The 22,931-nt window shown below is 70.4% G+C and carries 23 protein-coding genes and 1 pseudogene; 9 read left to right on the top strand and 15 right to left on the bottom strand.

Annotated features, from left to right (window positions below; all coding sequences use genetic code 11):
• Positions 1 to 52 precede the first annotated feature (52 nt).
• From MB828_RS17000 to MB828_RS16990, 3 genes are read right to left on the bottom strand one after another with little or no spacing between them, the layout of a single operon-like run.
• Complete coding sequence (locus MB828_RS17000) at positions 53 to 2,149, bottom strand: ABC transporter ATP-binding protein (RefSeq protein ID WP_301648921.1); 2,097 nt, start codon at positions 2,147 to 2,149, stop codon at positions 53 to 55.
• The gene (locus MB828_RS16995) at positions 2,146 to 3,078 is read right to left on the bottom strand and encodes an ABC transporter permease (protein WP_430381394.1); all 933 of its coding nucleotides are present in this window, start codon (positions 3,076 to 3,078) and stop codon (positions 2,146 to 2,148) included. The genes MB828_RS17000 and MB828_RS16995 overlap by 4 nt, the downstream gene beginning before the upstream one ends.
• 1 nt (position 3,079) lies before the next feature.
• Entirely contained in the window at positions 3,080 to 4,063 is a 984-nt protein-coding gene (locus MB828_RS16990) for an ABC transporter permease subunit (protein ID WP_133028630.1), read from the bottom strand.
• 595 nt (positions 4,064 to 4,658) lie between these two features.
• Between MB828_RS16990 and MB828_RS16985 the strand changes: the two genes are divergently transcribed.
• The 3 genes and pseudogenes from MB828_RS16985 to MB828_RS16975 form a co-directional block, all read left to right on the top strand.
• Positions 4,659 to 5,207, top strand: coding sequence for a SigE family RNA polymerase sigma factor (locus MB828_RS16985; RefSeq protein ID WP_301648919.1), 549 nt, complete (start codon positions 4,659 to 4,661; stop codon positions 5,205 to 5,207).
• Positions 5,204 to 5,896, top strand: coding sequence for a SecDF P1 head subdomain-containing protein (locus tag MB828_RS16980; protein ID WP_301648918.1), 693 nt, complete (start codon positions 5,204 to 5,206; stop codon positions 5,894 to 5,896). The genes MB828_RS16985 and MB828_RS16980 overlap by 4 nt, the downstream gene beginning before the upstream one ends.
• A 77-nt stretch (positions 5,897 to 5,973) precedes the next feature.
• A pseudogene (locus tag MB828_RS16975) lies at positions 5,974 to 6,081 on the top strand (IS5/IS1182 family transposase); the annotation flags it as partial.
• A 380-nt stretch (positions 6,082 to 6,461) separates the two neighbouring features.
• Here MB828_RS16975 and MB828_RS16970 read toward each other — a convergent pair.
• Entirely contained in the window at positions 6,462 to 7,385 is a 924-nt protein-coding gene (locus MB828_RS16970; RefSeq protein ID WP_301648917.1) for an alpha/beta hydrolase, read from the bottom strand.
• Between the two features lie 73 nt (positions 7,386 to 7,458).
• Here MB828_RS16970 and MB828_RS16965 point away from each other — a divergent pair, with 73 nt between their 5' ends.
• Positions 7,459 to 7,935: a MarR family winged helix-turn-helix transcriptional regulator gene (locus MB828_RS16965; RefSeq protein ID WP_301648916.1), complete on the top strand. Its 477-nt coding sequence runs from the start codon at positions 7,459 to 7,461 to the stop codon at positions 7,933 to 7,935.
• Positions 7,936 to 8,333: 398 nt separating this feature from the next.
• Here MB828_RS16965 and MB828_RS16960 read toward each other — a convergent pair whose 3' ends face one another.
• The 5 genes from MB828_RS16960 to MB828_RS16940 form a co-directional block, all read right to left on the bottom strand.
• Positions 8,334 to 8,588: a DUF6332 family protein gene (locus tag MB828_RS16960; RefSeq protein ID WP_301648915.1), complete on the bottom strand. Its 255-nt coding sequence runs from the start codon at positions 8,586 to 8,588 to the stop codon at positions 8,334 to 8,336.
• Between the two features lie 201 nt (positions 8,589 to 8,789).
• Positions 8,790 to 9,830, bottom strand: a complete 1,041-nt coding sequence (locus tag MB828_RS16955; RefSeq protein ID WP_301648914.1) for an NAD(P)-dependent alcohol dehydrogenase — start codon at positions 9,828 to 9,830, stop codon at positions 8,790 to 8,792.
• A 21-nt stretch (positions 9,831 to 9,851) separates the two neighbouring features.
• A complete protein-coding gene (locus MB828_RS16950) occupies positions 9,852 to 10,631 on the bottom strand; it encodes an SDR family NAD(P)-dependent oxidoreductase (protein ID WP_301648913.1) in 780 nt (259 codons plus the stop codon).
• Positions 10,632 to 10,640: 9 nt separating this feature from the next.
• On the bottom strand, positions 10,641 to 11,315 hold the full coding sequence (locus MB828_RS16945) for a TetR/AcrR family transcriptional regulator (RefSeq protein ID WP_301648912.1): 675 nt from the start codon (positions 11,313 to 11,315) through the stop codon (positions 10,641 to 10,643).
• Positions 11,316 to 11,602: 287 nt separating this feature from the next.
• A complete protein-coding gene (locus tag MB828_RS16940; RefSeq protein ID WP_301648911.1) occupies positions 11,603 to 14,206 on the bottom strand; it encodes a PA14 domain-containing protein in 2,604 nt (867 codons plus the stop codon).
• Positions 14,207 to 14,363: 157 nt separating this feature from the next.
• Here MB828_RS16940 and MB828_RS16935 point away from each other — a divergent pair, with 157 nt between their 5' ends.
• Positions 14,364 to 15,377, top strand: a complete 1,014-nt coding sequence (locus MB828_RS16935) for a LacI family DNA-binding transcriptional regulator (protein WP_301648910.1) — start codon at positions 14,364 to 14,366, stop codon at positions 15,375 to 15,377.
• Positions 15,378 to 15,519: 142 nt separating this feature from the next.
• Complete coding sequence (locus tag MB828_RS16930; protein ID WP_301648909.1) at positions 15,520 to 15,828, top strand: hypothetical protein; 309 nt, start codon at positions 15,520 to 15,522, stop codon at positions 15,826 to 15,828.
• Positions 15,829 to 15,877: 49 nt separating this feature from the next.
• On the opposite strand, the gene MB828_RS16925 is transcribed toward MB828_RS16930, so the two are convergent.
• On the bottom strand, positions 15,878 to 16,357 hold the full coding sequence (locus tag MB828_RS16925) for an MSMEG_6728 family protein (RefSeq protein ID WP_301648958.1): 480 nt from the start codon (positions 16,355 to 16,357) through the stop codon (positions 15,878 to 15,880).
• A gap of 397 nt (positions 16,358 to 16,754) precedes the next feature.
• Here MB828_RS16925 and MB828_RS16920 point away from each other — a divergent pair, with 397 nt between their 5' ends.
• A complete protein-coding gene (locus tag MB828_RS16920; protein WP_301648908.1) occupies positions 16,755 to 17,441 on the top strand; it encodes an LURP-one-related/scramblase family protein in 687 nt (228 codons plus the stop codon).
• Positions 17,442 to 17,604: 163 nt separating this feature from the next.
• On the opposite strand, the gene MB828_RS16915 is transcribed toward MB828_RS16920, so the two are convergent.
• Positions 17,605 to 18,189, bottom strand: coding sequence for a polysaccharide deacetylase family protein (locus tag MB828_RS16915; protein ID WP_343236174.1), 585 nt, complete (start codon positions 18,187 to 18,189; stop codon positions 17,605 to 17,607).
• Positions 18,190 to 18,989: 800 nt separating this feature from the next.
• On the opposite strand from MB828_RS16915, the gene MB828_RS16910 reads away from it, so the two are divergent.
• Positions 18,990 to 20,093: an SGNH/GDSL hydrolase family protein gene (locus tag MB828_RS16910; RefSeq protein WP_301648907.1), complete on the top strand. Its 1,104-nt coding sequence runs from the start codon at positions 18,990 to 18,992 to the stop codon at positions 20,091 to 20,093.
• Between the two features lie 116 nt (positions 20,094 to 20,209).
• On the opposite strand, the gene MB828_RS16905 is transcribed toward MB828_RS16910, so the two are convergent.
• The 4 genes from MB828_RS16905 to MB828_RS16890 form a co-directional block, all read right to left on the bottom strand.
• Positions 20,210 to 21,100 (bottom strand): alpha/beta hydrolase, encoded by an 891-nt coding sequence (locus MB828_RS16905; protein WP_301648906.1) that lies wholly within the window; start codon positions 21,098 to 21,100, stop codon positions 20,210 to 20,212.
• A gap of 153 nt (positions 21,101 to 21,253) precedes the next feature.
• On the bottom strand, positions 21,254 to 21,547 hold the full coding sequence (locus MB828_RS16900) for a DUF1427 family protein (protein ID WP_301648905.1): 294 nt from the start codon (positions 21,545 to 21,547) through the stop codon (positions 21,254 to 21,256).
• Positions 21,544 to 21,690 (bottom strand): DUF1427 family protein, encoded by a 147-nt coding sequence (locus MB828_RS16895; RefSeq protein ID WP_079178953.1) that lies wholly within the window; start codon positions 21,688 to 21,690, stop codon positions 21,544 to 21,546. The genes MB828_RS16900 and MB828_RS16895 overlap by 4 nt, the downstream gene beginning before the upstream one ends.
• A 5-nt stretch (positions 21,691 to 21,695) precedes the next feature.
• Entirely contained in the window at positions 21,696 to 22,256 is a 561-nt protein-coding gene (locus MB828_RS16890; RefSeq protein WP_301648904.1) for a quercetin 2,3-dioxygenase, read from the bottom strand.
• A gap of 196 nt (positions 22,257 to 22,452) precedes the next feature.
• Here MB828_RS16890 and MB828_RS16885 point away from each other — a divergent pair, with 196 nt between their 5' ends.
• Positions 22,453 to 22,896: a MarR family winged helix-turn-helix transcriptional regulator gene (locus tag MB828_RS16885; protein WP_301648903.1), complete on the top strand. Its 444-nt coding sequence runs from the start codon at positions 22,453 to 22,455 to the stop codon at positions 22,894 to 22,896.
• Positions 22,897 to 22,931: the final 35 nt, after the last annotated feature.

Genomic DNA, 22,931 nt, shown 5'->3' with positions numbered 1-22,931 from the left:
GTGGGACGCCGCACGGCACGGCGGCGCCGCGGAACAGAGGCCGGGAAGGCGATCAGCTAGCGTGACAGGCGGAGCGGTGACCGGCGCCGGATTCCGTGGGGTGCAGGGTCGGACGCTCGGTACGGCACCGCTGCCGCAGTCCGTCGTCGAGCAGCCGGTGCAGCGGACACCGGTCGACGAAGACACACCCCTGCGGCAGGCGCGACGCGCTGGGCTGCTCGCCCTCCAGCACGATGTGCTCACGGGCGCGCTCCAGTTGCGGATCGGGTACCGGGATCGCGGACAACAGGGCCTGGGTGTAGGGGTGCCGGGCGTCGGCGAAGAGCTCCTCGGTGGCACCGGTCTCCACGATGTGCCCCAGGTACATGACCGCGATCCGGTCGGACACATGGCGCATCACCGCGAGGTCGTGCGCCACGATCAGGTACGCCAGGCCCAGTTCGCGCTTCAGCCGGGTGAGCAGGTTGATGACGCCGGCCTGGACGGACACGTCGAGGGCGGACACCGGCTCGTCCAGGATCACGATCCGCGGCTCGGTCGCCAACGCCCGTGCGATGCCCACGCGTTGACGCTGACCGCCGGACAGGGCGGCCGGGAAGCGGTCCGCCACCGAGGCGTCCAGCCCGACCAGGGAGAGGAGTTCGCCCACCCGGGTCCGGATCGCCGCCCGGTCCGCGCCCACCGCCTGGAGCGGTTCGGCGAGGAGCCGGAAGACGGGCAGGCGCGGATCGAGCGACCCCATGGGGTCCTGCATCACGATCTGCACGGCGCGCCGCAGCCTCCGCCGCTGCTCGGCGGAGGCCGCGGCGGTGACGTCGGTGCCCGCGATGTCGATCAGCCCGTGCTCGGGGCGCCCGAGCCGCATGATCTCCAGCAGGGTGGTCGTCTTCCCGCTTCCGGACTCGCCGACCAGACCGAGGGTCTCGCCTGCCCGCAGTTCGAAGCTGACGTCACTGACCGCGTGCAGCGTCCCGACCCTGCGTCTGAGGAGGGCGCCCTTGGTGAGCGGAAACGTCTTGGTCAGACCGGCGACCCGCAGCACGGTCTCGGCACCGACGCCCGGGCCACGCTCGACCTGCCCGTCGGCCTCCGCAGCCGGCGGGAAGAGCGAGCCGGCCGGCAACCTGCCGTCGGCTATCTCGTCGGCGCGCAGGCACGCCACCTGCCCGTGCCCGGGGACGACGGTCAGCTCCGGTTCGTGCGTGTGGCAGGGCCCCACGGCTGCGGGGCAGCGGTTTACGAAGGAGCACCCTGCCGGGAGCCCGACCAGCGACGGTGGTTCGCCCGCGATCGGCACCAGCGGGCGGTCCGCCCGCGCCCCGGGCCGTGGCACCGCGCCCAGCAGCCCGATGGTGTACGGCATGGACGGCCGCGCGAACAGCTCCTGGGCGGACGCCTGTTCCACGATGCGGCCCGCGTACATCACGGCGACGTCGTCGGCGTATCCGGCCACCACCCCCAGATCGTGGGTGATCAGCACCAGAGCCGCACCGGTCTCGGCCTGGGCCGTCCGCAGGACACCGAGGATCTGTGCCTGCACCGTCACGTCGAGGGCGGTGGTCGGCTCGTCGGCGACGATGACCGACGGCGAGTTCGCCATCGCCAGGGCGATGACCACGCGTTGGCGCATGCCACCGGAGAACTCGTGCGGGAACGACCGCGCGTTGCGCCGCGGGTCCGGGATGCCGACCAGGTCCAGGAGTTCGACGGCGCGGTTCCACGCGGCCTGCCTCGTCAGCCTCTGGTGGACGCGCAGCGCGTCGGACAGCTGCCGGCCGACGGAGAAGATGGGGGTCAGGGCGGACAGCGGGTCCTGGAAGACCATGCTGATGTCGTTGCCGCGCACGGCGGACAGCCGTCGGTCGTCGAGCCCGACCAGGTCGCGGCCGCCCAGCAGCACCCGGCCCGAGACGCTCGCGGACCCCGGCAGCAGTCCCATGACGCCCATCGCCGTCGCGGACTTGCCCGACCCCGACTCGCCGACGATGCCGAGCGTGCGCCCGGGGTGGACGTCGAAGCTCACGTCCCGTACGGCTCGTACCGCACCGGCCTCGGAGGGGAAGGACACGTTCAGGTCCCGCACGGACAGCACCGGGTCCTGCGTGGCGGGTTCCGCCTGCGGATGCGTTCCCGGATCCGTCACCGTCATCGCCGGCCCCCCGCGGCACCGGTGACCGACGTCGGGTCGAGTGCGTCCCGCAGCCCGTCGCCGATCAGGGTCATGGACACCGTCAGCAGCACCACCAGGGCGGCCGGGTAGCCGAACAGCCACGGGGCGCTGGTGATCGTGCCGGAGCCGTCGGCGAGCATCGTGCCCAGCGACACGTCCGGGGGCTGCACGCCGAAGCCGAGGAAGGACAGGGCGGTCTCGCTGAGCACGGTGGCGACCACTCCCAGGGTCAGGTTGACGACGAGCAGGGAACCGAGGTTGGGGATGATGTGCCGCAGGACGATCCGCCACGGCCGCACCCCCATGAACTCCGCGGCCAGGACGTAGTCCCGCTCGCGCAGCGAGGTGGAGACCGACCAGACGACCCGTGCCGTGGACATCCAGCCGAACACGGTGAGGACCAGGATGAGCACCCGCCAGTCGCCGGCGAGGTGATGCGAGACCAGGGCCAGGATCAGGAACGACGGCACGACGAGCAGGAAGTGGATGACCATCAGGGTCAGCTTCTCGACGCGTCCGCCGAAGTAGGCAGCCCCCGCACCGATCACCGCGGCGAGCACGATCGTCAGCACGGAGACACTGACCGCGATCACCAGGGAGCGCTGGAGGCCGTGCACGGCCTCGGCGTAGACATCGTTGCCACCCTGGTTGGTGCCGAAGTAGTGCGCCCCGCCGGGCGGTCGGGTGAGCGCCGTGAAATCCACGTCGGTGTAGGCGAAGCGTGTGAACAGGCCGCCGAACACGCTGAACAGGACCAGCAGGACGAAGAGCGCGACGCCGAGCAGGGCGGGCCGGTTGCGGGCGAACCGCCGCAGGTACAGGCGTCCGCCGTTCGTAACGGGCGCCGCGGCGCGGTCGGCCGGGCGGGGGCCGGACGGCTCGGGCAGGGGGGCCACAGTGACCGCCACGTCAGCTCACCCGCACCCGGGGGTCGAGCAGGACGACCGCGACGTCGGCGAGGACCGCGCCGATGGCCGTCATGGCGGCGCCGAAGGCCGCGACGGCGACGGCACCGTGCACGTCGTTCTTCGCGATGGTCTGGACGAAGTACTGGCCCATTCCGTTCCAGCCGAAGACCGTCTCCGTGATCACCGCGCCCGTGAAGATCGCCGGGATACTGAAGGCCACCGACGTGGCGGTCGGGATGAGGGAGGCGCGCAGCGCGTGCCGGCGGATCGCCTGGGCGCGTGTCAGGCCGGTGGCGCGGGCGGTGCGCACGTAGTCCGAGTTGATGCTGTCCAGCAGCAGCGAACGCTGGGTCAGGTGGTAGCCGACGTAACCCAGCAGCGTCAGGCTCAGCGTCGGCAGGACGAGGTGCTGGAACCGGTCGGCGACGGTCGGCCACAGACCGCTGACGGTAGGGGACTTCTCCCCGGCGACGTAGAGGAAGCGCCACCCGAGATGCTGGTTCAGCCAGATCCCGGCCAGGACCACCGCCAGCGCCGCCACGGCCGTCGGTACGTTGAACAGGAAGACCGAGACGAGCTGGCTGACGCGGTCCCACAGGCCGTACTGCCGGGAGGCGGTGAACACGCTGAGCGCCACCCCGGCCACCACCGACAGCAGCGTGGCCGCGGTGACCAGCTGGCCGCTGACCACGACCCGGAAGCCGATCTCGGCGTTGACCGGCGCCCCGACCGGGGACTTCCCCCAGTCGAAGTGCAGGACCACATCGGTGAACCAGCGCCACCACCGCTCGGGCAGCGGGACCCGTGGGTCCAGGTTGTACGGCGCCAGGGCGCGGTCGATCTGGTCCTCCGTGCGGACGGGCCGCAGACCGCGGTAGTTGGACCTCGGGTCGAGGAACCACGCGGCCAGCAGGTACGTCACGTTGGTGGCGACCACGATCATGGCCAGCCATCCCGCGGCCTTGCGTGTCACATGACGGATCACGTGCCCGCCTCACTGCCGGAGGAACGTGTGGCGACGGCGGTGACCGCGCACGGCGCCGGCCAGGGTGTGCCGGGTCTGGGCATGGCTGTTTTGCTTCCTGACGGACATGAACACACCACTCTGGTCGAGGCGGTGCGCGCTGAGATTCCGCGACCCCGGTCCCCACACCGGGCGACCGGGCCGACCAGAAGATTGTTCGACGCTGATCCCGACGCCCACCAGACTCCCCGACGCCCTGCCATGCAATTGCAATGCCCATGACATAAACCGGCGTTGGTGGTCGTGCTCTGCACGGACGTGGGCAACCCCAGGGGGCTGTCGAGTAGCCTGCGGGCGTGGGGATCGAACTGAACACTGAGCTGTTTCAGAGTGGTCACTGACCTGGCCCACAACGTGGCCGACGTCGCGGAGGTCCTCCGCAGAGCGGGGCTGGAGATCGACCCCGGCGGGGGTGGTGGAGTCGCCGTGGATCGACTCGCGCGGAGGGGGGCCGGAGCACTGGGGCTCGGAGACGTGACGGTCGAGAAAGTCTGACCGGCAGGGCAGTCGAACTCCCTTCCGTACCCGTCTTTACAGGGGAACGAGGGAGGGCGCATTGAACGCCGACGAGGAACGCCAGTTCCGCGAGTTCGTTGCGGCGCGGTCGAGATCGCTGCTGCACACGGCCTACCTGCTGACCGGGGACTGGGAGCAGGGCCGGGACCTGCTCCAGACCGCGCTTGCCTCCACCGCGCGGCGTTGGTCGAAGCTGCGCGACCGGGAACAGCCGGAGATCTATGTCCGCCGGGCTCTCTACCACGCCCAGGTGGATCGCTTCCGGCTCCTCAGCTGGGGGCGGGAAACGGTCACGGACACCGTGCCGGACCAGCCGTCCGCGCAGGTCGCCGACTGGGCCGACACGGTGGTCCAGCGGCAGGACATCATGGCCGCGCTGCGGCGGCTGCCCAAACGCCAGCGTGCGGTGATCGTCCTGCGCTACTTCGAGGACCGGCCGGACAACGAGATCGCCGCGATTCTGGGCGTCGCCCAGGGGACGGTCCGCAGCCAGACCCACAAGGCCCTCGCCTCTCTCCGCACCACCCTGGCCGAGGCAGGGCCGTCGGCCGCCTCCTCCACCGCCGCCGGAAGGGGCGTCATCGCATGAACGACTCGACCGAACACCCGCTGCACGATGCCTTGCACGCCCATGTCCGGGAGAGCGGCAGTGACGCCGCCGGTGCCCTGCTGGCCGGCCTGGCCGACGGCGCGTTGCGGGTCGCCAGGCGGCGGCAGTGGCTGGCCCGCGCCGGCGTCGGCGTCGTCGCAGCCGCCGTGGTCGCCACCGCCTGGGTGGCCGTCGCGGACGGCGCGACCCCCCGCGCGCACGTGATCCAGCCCGCCGCAGGGGGCGGCACCGGGAAGGCGACCCCGGTCTCCCTCCTGCCGGTCACCTCGTCCGTGGAGCGCGCCTGCGCCCAGGGCAGCGACGGCTACACCGTGCACGCGACCGCGACCCGACCGGCGTTGTGCGTCCACACCGACCGGGCCAAGGGCATGACCGACGTCCGCGTCACCTCCGCGAAGGCCGGCAAAAGCACCGTCGACGGCACCTGGCAGGTCGAGGTGACCCTCAGCCCCGCCGACCGGACCCGTTTCGCCGCCCTTACCGGCTCCATCGCGGCGGCCCCGGCCCCGCACAACGGATTCGCCATCGTCATCGACGGCAAGCTCTGGGGCAACCCCTACGTGACCTCCTCGATCACCGGCGGTCGTTTCGAAATCGTCGGGGCCTACGTCGGGGATCTCAGCAGCGCCACCGCCCACGATCTCGCCCACCGGCTGAATCCCAGGTGAGTGGTCGACTCCCGCTACGTCGTCGGCACAGCGAAAAGGCCCCGCCTGCGGGAAATCCACAGGCGAGGGCCTTGAGTGGCATCGCCCGCCTGAAGTCCCGGCGCATCTTCCGCCGGTCCCGATGCAGCCTGAATCGAATGACGTCAATCGCCAAAACCATCCTCACACTGGAGCGGCAATGCTGAAGAGGCTCACTGATGGCTGAGATCGTCACACGAGGAGCGGATGGGCGGGACACCTGGGCGTGATGGGATCAGCACAGCAGAAGCGAGCTGACGCAAATGGTCCAGCCGCTGCTGCCGAACTGCTGCCGCAGCTGCTTGGGATACGGGCCGTGCTCGCCGATCGGCACGTACCGTCCGACTAACTCCCGTTCTCGTACGTCAGTTGTATTCGCGTCACGCAAGAGGGTCGGGCTTCCCCGGGTGAGAGACTGCTGACGGCGGACGGCCCTCGGGGTCTTGAATGGCCCTCGGCGCGGGGCGGGGCCCTGCCTGCCAGGGAGGGAACGGCGAGCCAGGGCCCGGGGTGTGGGTCGTCGTCCCTATGACGGCGTACGCCGCCTTCAGCTTGCCGGCGTGTGCGTCGTGCCCTTGGTGCGGATGCGCTGACGGAGAAAGAGAGCGGCGCGCTCCAGTGCCTCGTCGGCTTCGTCCAGGACGCCGGCGTACGCCTGGAAGACATGGGGAACGTCAGCGGTGACGTCCAGGATGACGTCCACTCCGGCTTCCCTCGCGCGGGCGGCCATGCGTGTGGAGTCGTCCAGGAGCATTTCGTTGGTGCCCGCCTGCAGAAGTATCGGGGGGAACCCGGTCAGGTCGGCGTGGACGGCGGGGCTGAGCATGGGCTGGTGCGGGTCCTGTCCCGCGAGATACATGGCCCCGGTGTGTTCCATGCCCTCACGCGTGAAGAACGGGTCGATGCCCGCCTTGCTGTCCATGCTTTCGCCTGTCCTGGTCATGTCGAGTCCAGGGGAGAACGCCACGATCGCGGCGGGCATGGGCAGGCCCGCACCGCGAGCGGCGAGGCAGGTGGCGACAGTGAGGCCGCCACCGGCGGAGTCCCCGGCGAACGCGATCGCCGAAGGGTCTTCGCCGCTGTCGAGAAGTGCGCGGTAGGCGCTCAGCCCGTCCTCGATCGCGGCCGGGAACGGGTGCTCAGGGGCAAGCTGGTAATCCAACGAGAACGCCCTGAATCCTGTTCTGATCACCAGGTTCCCCGTCAGCGACATCGCCGTCTCCGGTGAACCGACCACGTAGGAGCCGCCGTGGAAGTAGAGGATCGTCCCGGCCGTCGGAGCGCCGGCCGGCTCGACGAGCACCGCGGGCCGGTCGCCGAGCGTCGCAGTCCGGGTGCGGATCCCGGCCGGGACGATCATTTCCGCCATCATCGCCCTGAACCCCGCGCGGAGCTCCTCCACCGACCGAGGGCCCTCAGGCCGGGGCTGCCGGACCATCGCGTCGAGTTCCGCGCGCTGTTGCCTGCTCATGGCCGCCTCCATCGCTAGTGCATGCCAAGGAACTATATGCCCAGGCATCTGTCTGGGTGCTAAGATATATGCCATGGCATCTAAGTCAAGCGGTGGCCGGCTCGACCTCCCGGGCTTCTTCGCCGACCTCGTTCGCTGCGAGACGCGCCTCTACAACGCGCTGAACGACCGTCTTCGCGAGCGGCACGGGATCGTCACCTCGCAGTTCGAATTCCTGCGCTTCCTGCGCGACCACCCTGGGTCCCGGGTGGCGGACCTTGCCGCTGAGTTCGCCATCGGGATCGGTGCGACCAGCAAGGGCATCGACCGTCTGGAGAAGCACACATGGGTCATACGGCGAACCAATCCATCGGATCGTCGCTCATCACTGCTGGACCTGACCGATGACGGCCTGCAACTCGTCGAGGCGGCGGAGGCGACCTTCACCGAAGCACTGGCCGAGCTGACCGCAGGCGCCCTCGGTGGCCCCTCAGGACTGGCCGCCGTACAGGTCCTTTCGGAGCTCCGCTCCGTGCTCGAACGCCATCAGATCGGCCTGCCCACAGGCTGACCACTCGCCCGCCAGCCATGTGATCAGCCTTCGTTACGAGGTAAATCCCGCAGATTGATCACAACGCGATACGCGCCCTGGACGGCATGGACGCGCCTCTCGCGATGAACGGCCTCTCGGTGGCGCGCCTGCGAGCGCGGCCGCGACCGCTTCGCCTGAACCGTGACGGCCGCGGTACGCGGCTGGCGTTTCACCCCGCTCACCCGGTCGCAGCCGTACCGCCCGCACCAGCGGCCACTGGAGTACTTGAACGTGCGGCTGCTGGGACCGGCTCGCCGCCGCACGGCCCACCGCCTCGACGCGCTGGACACCGCACGGATCGATGATGCGCATGAATCACGGCAACGCGACGAGGACGCGCACGCTGATTGAGGTATTACGAAGAGCCGCCCTGGCAGTCAGCGGCCCATTCGGCGCTGCTCATCGAACCGAAGCAGCACCCCCACCAGACGCCACACTCCGGCCGTCGCTCCGAGCAGCGCACCCCCCACCAACACGCCCTTCCGCACTGAACCGGAGAGGTCAAAGGCCAGTACGAGAGCCACAACGACGGCGAAGACCGCGGCAGCCAGCGCGGCGGCAGTCACCAGGGCGAAAACGATCTCCACCGTCACCGCGTCCTTTTCCCACCGCGACTCACGCCCCATGTCCATGCTGCAAGTCTCACATCACGGTCAAGCCGTGGCGCCCGAACCGGGCAGCTGACGCATGCGGTGCGATGGAGGTCGCGGTGCGCGGTGGTGGTCGGGGTCCACCGGCCGCAGTTCTGCGTGGCGGACCCCGCGATGGTGCGGTGGTGGCTCCTGGGCGGGGTCGCTCTCCAGCGTCCGCTGTCGGCAATCGGCGTATCGCGCTCAGCCGTTGGGAAGGATGACCGCCCGTCCGTCGATCTTTCCGGCGTGCAGCCGTTGGTAGGCGAGCGGGGCCTCGTCGAGGGAGTAGGTCTCGGTGTGTACCGACAGCGCGCCCGAGCGGGCCAGGGCCAGTACCTCGACCAGCTCACCGCGGCTGCCCCAGTAGGGCGCGGTGACCGACACCTCGAAGGGCATGGTCCCGAAGCCGACGGGCAGGGCGGCCCCGCCGATGCCGACGATCGTCACATCGGCCTCCACGGCGGCCACGGCGCCCGCGGTCCGCACCGTGGGTTCGGCGCCGACGAAGTCGAACACGGCCTCGGCCCCGAGACCGCCGGTCAGGGCGCGGACCGCGTCGGCCGCGTTCGCGTCGGAGAGCACCGCCTCATGCGCGCCCACCTCCCTGGCCAGCCGCAGCTTGTCCGCGCTGATGTCGAGGGCGACCACCCGGGCAGGGGTGAGCGCGCGCAGCAACTGGATGGCGACGTGCCCGAGCCCGCCGGTACCGATGACCACGGCCGTCGAACCGGGGACGAGCTTCGGCAGCGAGCGCTTGATCGCGTGGTACGGGGTGAGGCCCGCGTCGGTCAGCGGAACCGCGGCGACCGGGTCGAGGCCGTCCAGCGGTACGAGGTGGCGGGGATCGTCGACGAGCAGGTACTCGGCGATGGCGCCGGGGGAGCCGAGCCCCGGCGGACGGATGCCGAGTGCGTCGGCCCGCAGACAGTAGTTCTCCTTGCCCTGCGCGCACTTGGCGCAGGTACCGCAGCCCCAGGGCCCGTACACCGCGACCTGCTCGCCCTCGCTCAGGCCGGTGACACCGGCGCCCAGGGCGGCGACCGTGCCGACCCCCTCGTGGCCGAGGGTGAGCGGCAGCTCGTAGGGGAAGTTCTCGGCGGGCCAGCTCATCACCGCGATGTCGGAGTGGCAGACGCCGGCGGCGGTGACCCTCAGCAGGACCTGGCCGGGGCCGGGTTCGGGGTCGGGGACCGTGACCACCTCGGGGGCGGCGCCGATCGTGCGGTACTGAAGTGCCTTCATGATGCGAACTCCTCTGCCGGCTCAGCGGGCGGTGTAGGCGCCGTCGACCAGGTGGTAGCTGCCGGCGACGAAGGAGGCACGGTCGGAGAGCAGGAAGACGATCAGTTCGGCGACCTCCTCGGAGCGGCCGAGCCGGGCGATCGGGTGCAGGCCCACCAGACCGTCGTAGGCCTCCTTGTCCATGCCCTTGAGCAGCGGTGTCTCGATGAAGCCGGGGCCGACCGCGTTGACGCGGATGTTCTTCGCCGCGTACTCGGCGGCGGCCGTCTTCGTCAGACCCACCACGCCGTGCTTGGCGGCGACGTAGGCGCCGGAACCGGCGAAGCCGACCGAGCCCAGGACGGAGGCCACGTTGACTATCGCGCCGCCCTGGCCGGCCGCCTCGATGGCGGGGAGTTCATGGCGCATCGAGTAGAAGACGCCGTCGAGGTTGGTGCGGACGACCCGGTCGTACGCGTCGATGTCGTACGCGCCGGTCGGGGCGCTCGGGCCCCCGATGCCGGCGTTGTTCACGGCCAGGTGCAGGGCGCCGAAGGTGTCCACGGCGAAGGTGACGGCGGCGGCCACGGACTCCGGGTCCGTCACGTCGAGCCGCACGGCGGCGGCCTTGACTCCGTCGGCCGTCAGCTCGGCGGCGGTCTGCTCGGCGCCTTCGGCGTTGAAGTCGGCGATGACGACGTCGGCACCACCGGCCCCGAGGCGGCGGGCGGTGGCCAGGCCGATACCGGAGGCGGCGCCGGTGACCAGGGCGGTGCGGCCGGCGAACTCAGTGGCGTAGTCGTTGCTTGCGGTGCTGCTCATGTGCGGTACTCACTCTTGCTGTTCGGATGGGGACTCGGCGACCGCGGTGGCGGCCTCCGATATCAGGGCGTCGTAGGCCCGCTCCACCAGCGCGGAGAGGTCCCCGGCTCCCAGGTCGTGGCCGGAGCCGCCGCGCGCCCAGATGCGCAGCGCGGCGGTGAGGACTCCGGCGGCGGCGTCGACGACGACGGCCGGGCGCACGTCCAGTACGTCGTCCGTGCCGAGCCGCTCGGCGATGATGCGGACCGACTCCTCCTGGGCGTCGACCCGGATGCGTTCGTAGGCGGCGAACAGGGCGGGCTCGGTGTCCACCAGGGTCAGCAGCCGCCGCATCCGGGGGCGCAGGTGGTGGGCCGGGTTCTCCTCGTCGGCGAGCCACGCGCGCACCGCCCTGCGGTACGCCAGCAGCGGAGGCTCCCCGGCGGGCCGGGCGCGCAGCAGGGCGTTGATGCGGTCGCCGTCACCGCGGACGAAGTCCAGGGCGGCGTCCTCCTTGCCGACGAAGTGCCGGCTGAAGGTGCGACGGGTGACGTCGGCCCGCTCCGCGATCGCCTCGACGGTGGTGGCCGCGAGCCCCCGTTCGAGGATCAGCTCCACAGCGGCGCCGGCCAGCGCGTTCCGTGTCTGCCGCGCCTTGTGCCGACGTCGGTCGTGGGTGGGGGTGAGGGGCTTCGTCGCCGTCATGCTCTTGATCGTACCCCCAGGTGTCCCATTGGGACATCTGTCCCCACGAGACATGAGTCTCAGGGAGACATCAGGAGACATCAGGGAGACCGCGGGGGGCGCGAGGGCGCGCGACTCGGTGCTCGGCCGGGCGCGCGGCACTGCCATGGCGTCCCGGCGCCCGCGACAGAGTCCGGTGGCGGGTGCGGTCCGCCCGTCGTTCGGGCGACGGGCGGACCGCCTTTCTCCCGGGTCGGCTCAGGACGCCCGGCGCACGCGGGGAGACGTGTGCCGGGACCGGGCGGGTGTCAGGAACACCCGGCCGGGACGGCCCGTGAGGCGTCGGAGATCAGCGCCCGCTGGGCAGTCCTGAGCCTTCGGACGTCGGGCTTGACGACCTCGCGGTCGTACGTCAGCAGGCCGTTGAGCTCGCCCTCGACGTCCGAGATCTGGGTGTAGACCGCGCCGTTGCCGCCCTCGCAGGCCAGCGCGTGGACCTCGGCGAGCTTGGCCAGGTAGTCGTCGGTGTACGACGCCGGGTCGACGTCGACGTACGACTGCTGCACCGACCAGGCGTGTCCCGGTACGGCCAGGCCGAGGCCGCCGTACTCACCGCTGACCAGAGCCCGTCGGCCGTCGGGGTTCGGCGGCAGGGCCGGACTGGGATAGCCGTGCTCGTCCATGATGTCGCCGGTGCCGCCGTCCTGTCCGAGATTGAGCCCGGACATCGAGTTGACCAGCCGGGAGGGGTCCCAGGCCTTGGCCTGGTCGGCGATGCGAGCCATGTCGTACTGGCCCCAGCCCTCGTTGAAGGTGACCCACATGACGACCGAGGGACTGCTGATGTGCTCGTCGATCATCTGCTTCATCTCGCGCTCGTACTCGGCGCGGGCCTGGGCCGACGGGTTCACCCCCGCGGTCATCGCGGGCATGTCCTGCCACACCAGCAGACCGAGCCGGTCGGCCCAGTAGAACCAGCGGTCGGGTTCGACCTTGATGTGCTTGCGCACCGAGTTGAAGCCCATGCTCTTGTGCATCTTCAGGTCGTACGCGAGCGCCTCGTCGGTCGGGGCGGTGTACAGACCGTCCGGCCAGAAGCCCTGGTCCAGGGTGGCCATCATGAAGATCGGCTTGCCGTTGAGCAGGGTGCGCGGGACGCCGTTCACCTTTGCGACCTCGATCGACCGCATCCCGAAGTAGCTGCCGACGCGGTCGGCTCCGACGGTCACCTTCAGGTCGTACAGGAACGGGTCGTCGGGCGACCACAGACGCGGGCTGCGCAGGCGCAGGGTCAGCGGCGCGCCGCTGCGGCCGGTGACGGTGGCCACCTTGCGCTTGCCCTCGTAGGCCGTCGCCGTGACCGGCAGGCCGTCCCGCACGCCCCGCGGCTCGACGGTCAGGGTGCCGGCGGACACGTCCGGGGTGAGCTTGAGCTGGTCGACGTGATCGGCGGCGACCGGTTCCATCCACACCGTCTGCCAGATCCCGGAGGTCGGCGTGTACCAGATGCCGCTCGGGTCCAGGCGCTGCTTGCCGACGGGCGGGTTCTCGCCGCCCGCCGCGTCGGTGGGGTCGTAGACGCCGACGATCAGCTCCTGGGTGCGGCCGGGTCGCAGGGCCTTGGTGATGTCGGCGCTGAACTTGTCGTAGCCGCCCTGGTGTTCGGCCACCTTGGTGCCGTTGACGTATACCTCCGCCTGCCAGTCGACGGCGCCGAAGTTCAGTTGCAGCCTCCTGCCCGGTCCGATCTTCCAGTCGGCCGGGACGGTGAAGGTGCGCCGGTACCACATGCGGTCCTCGTGCCGTTCCAGCCCGGACAGCTGCGACTCGACGGGGTACGGGACGAGGATCTTCTCACCGAGCCGCTTGCCCACCGGCGGCTGTTCGCCCGCGGTGGCGGCGGCGAACTGCCAGGTGCCATTGAGGTTCTGCCAGGCGCTGCGCGTGAGTTGCGGCCTCGGGTACTCGGGGTGCGCGTTCTTCGGCCCGACCTGGTCGGCCCACTTGGTGCGCAGTTCGTACGTCGACTTGTTGGCGCCGCTGCTCCAGAAGGAGTTGACAACGTTGCCGTCGGTGCCGGCCAGGCCGCCCGCACCGTCGTAGCGCACGTCGGCGACACCGGACGCGGTGCCGGTCTTGTTGCCGACGACGGGCTCCTTCAGCGTGATCAGCAGCTTCCGGGGGTCGGTGGCGTCCAGGCGGGCGTTGTCCAGGGGCCAGGTGGCGCCTCCGATCACGGCGTCGAAGTGCTCGCTGAGACCGGCGGGCGGTGCGCTGAGCGGCTGCGCGAAGTCGAGGGCGAGCGTGCGGCCGGTCGCCAGCACGGCGGTGGAGACGGCGCCGTCGTAGTCGTAGCCGTCGGGCAGGCGGAACGCGGACGCGGGTACGGCCGTCTTGGTACCGCCGGGCGGTGTCCAGCGCAGATGGAGGTTGGATCCGCCGTAGTGCTCGAAGTACTCGACCTTGATGTCGTAGGCCTGGTCGGCGGTCAACTCGACGGGCTGGCCGCTTTGTTCGCGGTCCCAGTCGTCCACCCAGTGGTCGATGACGAGTTGGCCGTCGATCCACAGCCGGAAGCCGTTGTCACCGATGATCGAGAAGGTGTGGGGGCCGGTCTTCTCCGGCACGATCTTCCCGGTCCAGCGGACGCTGACGTCGTCCGACTGGCCGGTGGCGAAGGCGAGGCGCGGCTCCAGGGTGTCGAAGTCGAGGTTCGGGTCCAGTCCGGTGGCCTTGAGCTCGTGGAAGTCGAAGGCGCCGGGGGCCGACTGGGTGTAGTAGTCGCCCTTGAGGCCGTGGACCTCGACCGGGTCGGCGGCCGCGGTGGCGGCGGGTGGCGCGGTGAGGCCCGCGATGCCCAGTGCCACGGCGAACAGCAGGGCGAGGCGCTGTGCCAGGGGTCTGATGCGCACGAATCCTCCTTGGCTGAGGAAGGGTGGCGGCTCGTTGCTTCAGTCTGTACAACGTTGGAAGGAACGGCAGTTGGCATGACAGCACGGCTCTGGTCCGCTGTCCAGAGGTACGACGAAGCCCCGAGTGCGGGGCGCCCATCGATGCTGAGGAGGTCCCTTGCGGGTCAGCCTGAGGGACGTGGCGGAGCGCGCGGGCGTTTCGATCAAGACCGTGTCCAACGTTGTGAACAACTATCCGCACGTCACCCCGGCGATGCGGGCCAGGGTGCAGGCGGCGCTCGACGAGCTCGGCTACCGGCCCAACCTGACGGCGCGTCACCTGCGCAAGGGCCGGACGGGGATCATCGCGCTGGCCGTTCCCGAGCTCGGCAACCCGTACTTCGCCGAGCTGGCCGGTGCCGTGATCGACGCGGCCACGGAGCACGAGTTCACCGTGCTGCTCGACCACACGCGGGGCGAGCGCGAACAGGAGATCCTGGTCACCCGGGGGTTCCGGGGCGGCGTGATCGACGGGCTGATCCTGAGCCCGCTGGCCCTGGAGGCCGAGGACCTCGAGGGCCGGTCCGACGACGTCCCGCTGGTGCTGCTCGGCGAGCGCGAGTACGGCCTGCCCTTCGACCACATCGCGATCGACAACGTGGCCGCGGCCCGGTGCGCGGTACGTCATCTGCTCGGCCGCGGCCGGACCCGGATCGCCTACCTCGGTGTGCGCACCGACTCCGTCAACCGGCCCGCCCACCTGCGACTGGGCGGCTGGCGCGCGGAGTTGACGGCAGCCGGGGTGCCCGCGCCGGACAGCCTGGTGGTGCCGGTCGGCGGCTGGGACCGGGACGACGGGGCGCGTGCGATGGCCGAGCTGTTGGACTCCGGCGTGCGTCCCGACGCCGTGTTCGCGTTCAACGACCTCATCGCGATCGGGGCGATGCGGGTGCTGCACGAGCGCGGTCTGCGGGTGCCCTGGGACGTGGCGGTGGTCGGCTTCGACGACATCGCGGAGGGGCGCTTCGGCGCCGTCACCCTGACGACGGTGTCGCCGGACAAGCAGGCCATCGCGAAGATGGCCGTGGCCTCACTGCTGCGCAGCCTGTCGGGCCGCGAGGAGCCCGGAGGCCGCGAGCTCACCGCGAAGTTCGAGCTCGTCGAACGGGAGAGCACCCTGGGCCGGCGGTGACGAGATTTCGGACAGAAGGCTTTACACGCGTCTTTCAACGATGTAAAAACCTCCCCTGAACGACGAGCACGCTGTGTTGACGCAAGAGCCAGCCTCCCCGAGAGCGCTCTCAGCTCTGGGGCCGTGCCGTTTGGGGACAGCCATGAAGCCCACCGCACTTGTCCGTCGTACCACCGCTCGAACGCTTCTCACCGCCGGACTGGTCACGAGCCTCGCGCTCGCCACCGGATGCACCAAGTCCGAGGACGACTCGGGCGGCAAGCCCTCCGCCTCGAAGCAGGACGACGCCGGCCAGGTGGTCGCCTCGCCCGGCACCGCCTCCGGCCCCACCTGCACCATCGACGCCTACGGCGGCCAGAAGACCGATCTGGGGCCTTCCTGGCCGTGGTGGTGGTCGCCCAGACATGGCTGGGGCGGAGGCGGCGAGTGCTGTGAGAAGAGAGCCGCGTGATTCGGGCTGTCCCCGAGACGGCATCGAGCCGCGCGCGGCGGCACGAGGCTCAGCCGGTGGCGCTGTCCGCGCGATCCGACGACGGCCACACGTACGGCAGGTCGTCGCGTACCCCGGAGAACAGGCCGGCGTACACGTCGTGGTCCTTGCGGACGAGTGCCGAACGGTGGCTCTCGTGGAACGCCTCGTCGCCGAGCCAGGGTGGGAGCTCCCCGGCGGCCGCCAGTTCCGCCTGGTCACGGACCTTGGAACCCGGACTGTACGCGGCGAAGCCGGCGACCAGCGAGGCGGCGCAGCTGTCCTGGTGTCCCTGCTCCCGCCAGACCCGGCAGATCTCCAGGCCGTAGCGCACGAGCGCCTCCTCGTAACCGGTCCACATCCGTACGGCCGGGTGGCGGCGCCATCCGTAGCCGGGGACGGTCAGCCCGCGGAGGACCTGCAGAGCCTCGACGCGCTGCTTGCCCAGTCGGCGCCGGTCCAGCAGGAGCGCCGTCTGCCGGAAGTCGGGGTAGGGCAGGAACGTCTGCATCACTCACCGGTCCGTCTCCCGCGCGACACGGACGGCCTGCGGACGCCCGACCTGCTGTCGGTCTCGGCGCCACGCGCCTCACACGGCGGGTCCTCAGGAGGACCTTCGACCGTACGCCTCGCGGCCTCGGGGGGGCCACGGAAGGCGGCGACCCGACATGGCCGCAACCCGCCACGACCGCCTTCCTCACGTCCTTCGTATTCTCCGCGTGCCTCGTGTTCTCCGCCATCGCGGTCTCTCCTTTCCCTGACGTGTTCCCGGACGTCAGCGGCCGGGTGTCAGTCCCCTCTCCAGAGATCGATGCGGCAGAAGCCGATGCCCCGCGATTCGTCACGGTGTGGCTACGAGACGACGCGCGGCCGACCGGAACGCGCCCTCCGAGGAGTAACTTGCCGCAGTGACCACACAATCGAACACTCCTGACCCGAAGGTCAGTCACCAGGTGCGGAAGCAGGCCGGGATCGCCCCGAGCGGTCCTGGCGGCGGCACCCTCTTCACCGAACCGGTCCTGGTCGTGAACCAGAAGGCCAAACTCATAGAGCTGACCAACGAGTACAAGGTCATGGACCAGCACGGTAACCAGATCGGGTCCGTGGCCGAGGTCGGGCAGAGCGCGCTGCGCAAGGTCGTACGCTTCATCAGCGACTGGGACCAGTACTTCACGCACAGGCTGGAGATCCGGGACGCCCAGGGGCAGCCGGTCCTGCGACTGACCCGTCCGGCGAAGATATTCAAGTCGCGGGTGATCGTCGCCCGTCCGGACGGGGAACTGGTGGGCGAGTTGGTCCAGCAGAACGTCTTCGGAAAGATCAACTTCGCCATCAACGCCGGCGGGAGCCAGATCGGCGCCATCAAGGGCGAGAACTGGCGCGCCTGGAACTTCGCCGTCGTCGACCAGGCGGGCACCGAGGTCGCCCGGATCACCAAGACCTGGGAGGGCCTGGCGAAGACCATGTTCACCACGGCCGACAACTACGTTCTCCAGATCCACCAGCAACTTCCCGAGCCGCTGCGGAGCCTGGTCGTCGCCACGGCGCTGACGGTCGACACGGCTCTGAAGCAGGACGCCCGCGGACTGGGCTGACGACGAGCCGCGTCGGAGCGGCACAAGGCGCACACGTCGGGGCAGCGGAGCCTGCCCCGACTCCGGGACTCGAAGGCGGCGCCGCCTTCCGGATCACCCTGCCGCAGGCACCGCCCGACGCCGAAGCCGAGGCAGAACCGGGACAACCGGGCCGGCCGCCGGTTCATCCGGTCGGCGGCTGGATGTAGTCCTCCAGGCGGGCTACGGCGAAGCCCTGCTCGCGGATGTGCCGGAGCAGGTTGGCGAACATGTGCGTCATCGTGGTGCCCTTGAGCTCGGACGGCCCACGGAAGTGGGCCAGGATGATGTCCCCGGCGTGCAGCTTCTTGTCCGCTGACTGGTACTGCATGTTGCGGATCTGCATGGACTCCCGCCACCACACGATCGCGCGGGGCCCGCACGCACCGACCGCGATCCTGGTGTCGGTGTCGTAGGCGCCGTAGGGCGGGCGGAAGAGCAGCGGCGCGGTGCCGTACTTCCTGGTGAGGATCTTCTGGTCGCCGCACACTTCTTCCTTCTGGCGGGCCAGGGAGAGGGTGCTCATCACGGGGTGGTGCAGGGTGTGGTTCTGGATGTGGTTGCCCAGTGCCTGTAGCGGTTTGAAGTACGTGTAGTCCGACTTGATGGCGTCGTTCATCAGGAACATCGTGATCGGGACCTTCAAGTCCCGCAGCATCCGGATGAACTTGGGGTCCTTCTCCTGCCCGTCGTCCACGGTGATGAAGACGACCTTCTGCGTGGTCGGCACGTGCGTGAGGACCGGAACGGTTCCGGTCGCCGAAAGCCGCACCGGCTTGTCGGCCGGTGGCCGGGGGCCGCGGGCAGCGGAGACAGGCCCCACTTGCGCCAGGCAGCCATGGAGTCGGAAATGGCGGGCGTGGTGCCGCTGGTGCCGTCCGGTACGGCGGGCCGGGAGGTGCGGGCGGCATGACCGGTTCCGCCGCCGGCGCCGCAACCGCCGACCGCCAGGGCCACCGCGACCGCCCCTGTCACGGACCGGTACAGCCTGCCCGGGCCCTCGTGCTGCTTCACTGTGTCCGTCCCTCAACCGACAAGGATCCTGATCAGCTGAAAGGTATCCCGGCGACACTAAAAAGAGATCAACAGACAGGTGTGATTACACAGGCAGCGCTCCCCTCCATGGGCTATAGTCGATCTTGAGCTGGTCGCCGGACTCCGGTCGGCTGGTGCCGCGTTGGTGGTCCAAGGAAAGACGCCCCGCTTCCTGCGGGGAAATGCAGGTGCAAGGCCTGCCCGGCGCTCGATGACAGGGCCCGTCCGCACACCGCGGACGGGCCCTGTGTGCTGCGATGACTGCCCAGGCCGAACCAAGGGCGAAGGCCCGCACCACACCTACTCGTTGGCCGCCTGGCTCTTCAACCCGCTTCTCTCCGCTGCCGAAGGGCGGCCACCGGCGCACTCGCCGCAGCCGGAGCCTCGGCGCCATACGCCCAGGTGGTTTGGCCGGTGCACCCCGTCCATCGCCCTTACGCCTCCCTTACCTTCAGTGCGTAGCCATATGGCTACACAGAGTGAGAGGTGGCGCGGATGCGTCCGAAGTCCGTGGGCCGACTGGTGGCCCTCGCCTCGACAGCCCTGCTGGTGGCCGGTGCGGTGAGTGCCGGATCGGCCACAGCGGTCCCGGCGAGCGCCGGCCGCGGCCGGGCCGCACAGCCACTGAACTGGGTGGCGCTGGGAGACTCCTACAGCGCGGATGTGATGGTCCCGCCGTGGGACGATCCCGCTGACAGCGACGGGTGCGGCCGTTCCGGGTACAGCTGGGAGGCGATGCTGAAGCGGGACCTCAACGCGGCGCACCCGGGCTGGACGAACCTGACCGACGTGACGTGCGGTGGAGCCACGGTCGCGCACGGGGTTCTGGGACCCCAGCCGGCCGGAGCGCTCTTCGGCCCGCCCGCCAACGGCAAGGACCATGGCGGCTGGGTCACCAAGCCGCCGCAGATCGACAAGGTCGACGCCGACACCGATATCGTCACGGTCGGCATCGGCGGCAACGACCTCGGCTTCGGGGACATCATGAACAACTGCCTGGCCATCGGTGCCGAGCAGACCCTGCCCGTCAAGTACTGCAAGACCTACTACGAGTCCGAGGCAGGGCAGCACTGGCTCAACGAGCACTGGCAGATCGTCGAGGACGGCCTGCAGGCCACTCTGGCGGACATCCACTCCAGGGCTCCTGAGGCGAAGGTGTTCCTGCTGGGGTACCCCGCCATCGCGCCCACCCGGTTCGGCTGCTCGTACGGGAACTTCCACCAGCTCGGCACGATCCGGCTGACCAACGACGCACCGTACCTCGACGCCGTACAGCAGCAGCTGAACCAGAAGATCGCCGACGCGGCCGGCGAGAACCAGGCCACATACGTCGACACCTACACGTCGAGCGAGGGCCATGGCGTGTGCGCCAGTGGCTCCGACCGCTGGATGTACGGCGTCTTCTCGAACCTGGTCATGCCGCCCGGAGTGCACAAGCCGGCCGACCCGGCCGAGTACCAGTGCCCGGCCCGCGACCACGTACCCGCGCTGCTTCCCAAGGGGGAAGCCTGTACCTTCATCCACCCCAACTACTACGGCGCGCTCAACCAGCGCAACGAGGTCGAAGCCGCCTTCCAGGCCGCCGGCCTCACCCCGTAGACGACCGACCCGCCAGGGATCGTGCGGCGCGGTCGTGATCCGGTGGCCTGCCACCGGTGCGGCCGCGCCGTGCGGGCCCGCCCAAGCAGGGCAGGTTGCGCGAGACCCGTGAGTGATCACCTGTCGACGAGGGCGCGGGCGAAGTCCACGGAGGTCGTGAAGCACCGTTCGACGTCCTCGTCGGGCAGGCCGGCCCATGCGTGGTCGGCGCCCGGGACGGGGCGGAAGTCGACGTGGGCTCCTGCCCGGCGTAGGGCGGCGGCGAGTTGCTCGCCCTGGGCGAGTGGGATGAGGGCGTCGTCGGTGCCGTGCAGGATGAGGAAGGGCGGGGCGTCGGCGGTGACGTGGCTGACCGGGCTGGCCGCACGGGCGCGCTCGGGGGCCGCGGCCAAGGGCGCCCCGATCAGCAGCGCCTCGCGTGTCGTGGGGCTGGTGGCGTCGTAGGTGCCGGGCTGGGACTGGGCGGCCAGGGTCGTCAGGTCGGTGGGGCCGTACCAGGCGACGCAGCCGAGCACCGGGCTGGTGAGGGCCAGCAGCGTGGCCAGATGGGCCCCGGCGGATTCGCCCCAGGTGACAACCCGGCCGGTGTCCAGGCCGAGTTCGCCGGCGCGGGCGTGGAGCCAGGCCAGGGCGGCGGTGACGTCCTCCAGCTGGGCGGGGTAGGTGGCCTCGCCGGTGAGCCGGTAGTCGAGACTGGCGACGGCGAACCCGGCCTGTGCGAGGCGGGCGAAGGGGCTGGGGTGCCACGGACGGAAGCGCGGGCCCATGTCCGTACGGCTGCCCGTCCGCCAGCCGCCGCCGTGGACGTAGACGATGACCGGCAGCGGGTCGTGGGACTCGTCGGGCAGCCACAGGTCGAGTTCGAGTGGGCGGATGCCGGCGGGGGCGGCGTAGACGGCGCCGCGCAACAACCGTGTCCCCGGGGAGGGGTGTGCGGCGGGCGGCAGCGGCAGCTGGGCGGGTGGGGGTGCGGCGAGCAGGGCGGCGAGCTCGGGTGACAGAGGCATGAAGGATCTTTCCGGACGGGACGGGGGCGGTGCCACGGGCGTCGGAGGAGGCGGGCCGGTCGGTTCCGGTGTGCGGGTCGGTGAGGTGTGCGCGGGTCGGTGAGGTGTGTGACGGTCGGTGAGGTGTGTGCGGGTCGGATGGGTGTGTGCCGGTCAACGAGGTGCGGACGGCACGCAGGTGCAGCCGGACGGCTTCTCCGGGTCGGCTGAGTGCGGAGCTCGGGGTGGTGGCGCAGGGGTGCGGTGCAGGGTGACCCGTGCGCCAAGCGCCGTGGCTGCGCGCTCGCCGAGGCCGATGCCCAGCAGGCCGGTGAGGCCCAGCAGGGCCGGCGCCGGCGCCCTCAGGCCGAAGGTCCAGTAGAGGGCGCCCATGGCCAGCCCCGCGGCAAAGGAGATGGCGATGCGTCGGCCGAACGCGGTCACGCGAGCGCGGGCTGCGCTGCTCACAGCCTCTCCAGGACGGTCTGCCCGATCAGTATGCCGAGCAGGCCGGCCAGGGCGACGGGCGGGGGAGCGGGGGCCTTGACGCGCAGTGCCGCGTACAGGGCGCCGGCCAGGGTCCCGGCCAGCAGCGTCTGGACGTACGCCATCGCGGTCAGTTCCCGGTGCGCCACTGGTGGTCGGGCAGGAAGCGCACGTCGTGCTGGAGCGGGACCGTGCCGAACTTGTGCGGTTCGGGCACATACGGCTGTGTCGGCAGGCCCAGTTCCTCGGTGGGTGTGCCGAGGCTTTCGAAGAACCGCTCGAAGGTCCTGCCCGGGCCGGCGGCGACACCGACGATCCGGCTGTGGTGGCGCTCGATGCGGTAGGCGTGCGGGCAGTTCTTGGGTACGAATCCGAAGTCGCCCGCGGTGAGGAGCTTCTCCTGCTGCTCGCCCTGGAGGTCCTCGACGAAGAGCCGGACCGCGCCGTCGGTGACGTAGAAGATCTCGTGGGTGTCGGCGTGGGAGTGGGCGGGGATGATGTCGCCCCTGGGGCCTTCGACGGTGAAGAAGTTGAAGGTGTTCTCGGTCTGCTCGCCGCCGGCGTAGACGGTGACCAGGTCCGTGAACAGGTGGGCGCGGTCGCCCATGCCCTTCTCGATGAAGTAGGGCTTGCCCGGCTCGGCGGGAATGCGCGAGCGGGACCGGTAGCGAGTGGCGAACTCCATGGTCATGGAAAACCTCCGATACGACGACGAGACGCCGACGGGACGATGAGACGGGGATGCGACGGCGACGAGACGATGAAACGACGAATGTCAGGCTACCTGACATTCGGCTGGGGGGCGCCCTGTGATGCAGCAGGTTTTGCCGGATCGGGGTCGTCGGAGCATGGTCGGTATGCTCGACACCCCGTCCTGCCGAGGAGCCATGACCACGCCCGCGCCGAACCTGCCCCAGCTGTTCACCGAGGCCAAGCGGTGGTTCGACGACGCGTTGCTGGCCAGCATGGAGGCCGCGGGCGAACAGGCGGTGACCGTCGCCCAGGCCGCTGTCTTCGCCACCCTGGACGAGCAGGGCACCACGATCTCCGAGCTCGCCCGCCGGATGGGCGTCACCCGGCAGACCGTCCACCAGGCCGTGCACGGTCTGATCGGCATGGGGCTGCTGGAGCAGATCCCCGACCCGGCCTCGGCCCGCAGCCGTCTGATCCGCCCCACCGGCGAAGGCGTCCGCGTCCATCACCGGGCCCAGGCCGCGCTCGCCGTGATCGAGGGCGTGCTGGCCGAACGCATCGGCACCGCCGCCGTCGGCGCGCTGCGGCAGGCGCTGGCCGCCCCCTGGGGGGAACCGCCTCTCGTCGAGGCACCCTGAGCCCCCCTGAGTACGGTGCCGGAGCCGTGCGGCTG

The organism is Streptomyces arenae (assembly GCF_022343545.1).
Taxonomy (GTDB): Bacteria; Actinomycetota; Actinomycetes; order Streptomycetales; family Streptomycetaceae; genus Streptomyces; species Streptomyces humi.
The sequence above is the reverse complement of the archived record's forward strand: the minus strand, read 5'-3'. Positions and strand labels throughout refer to the sequence as shown.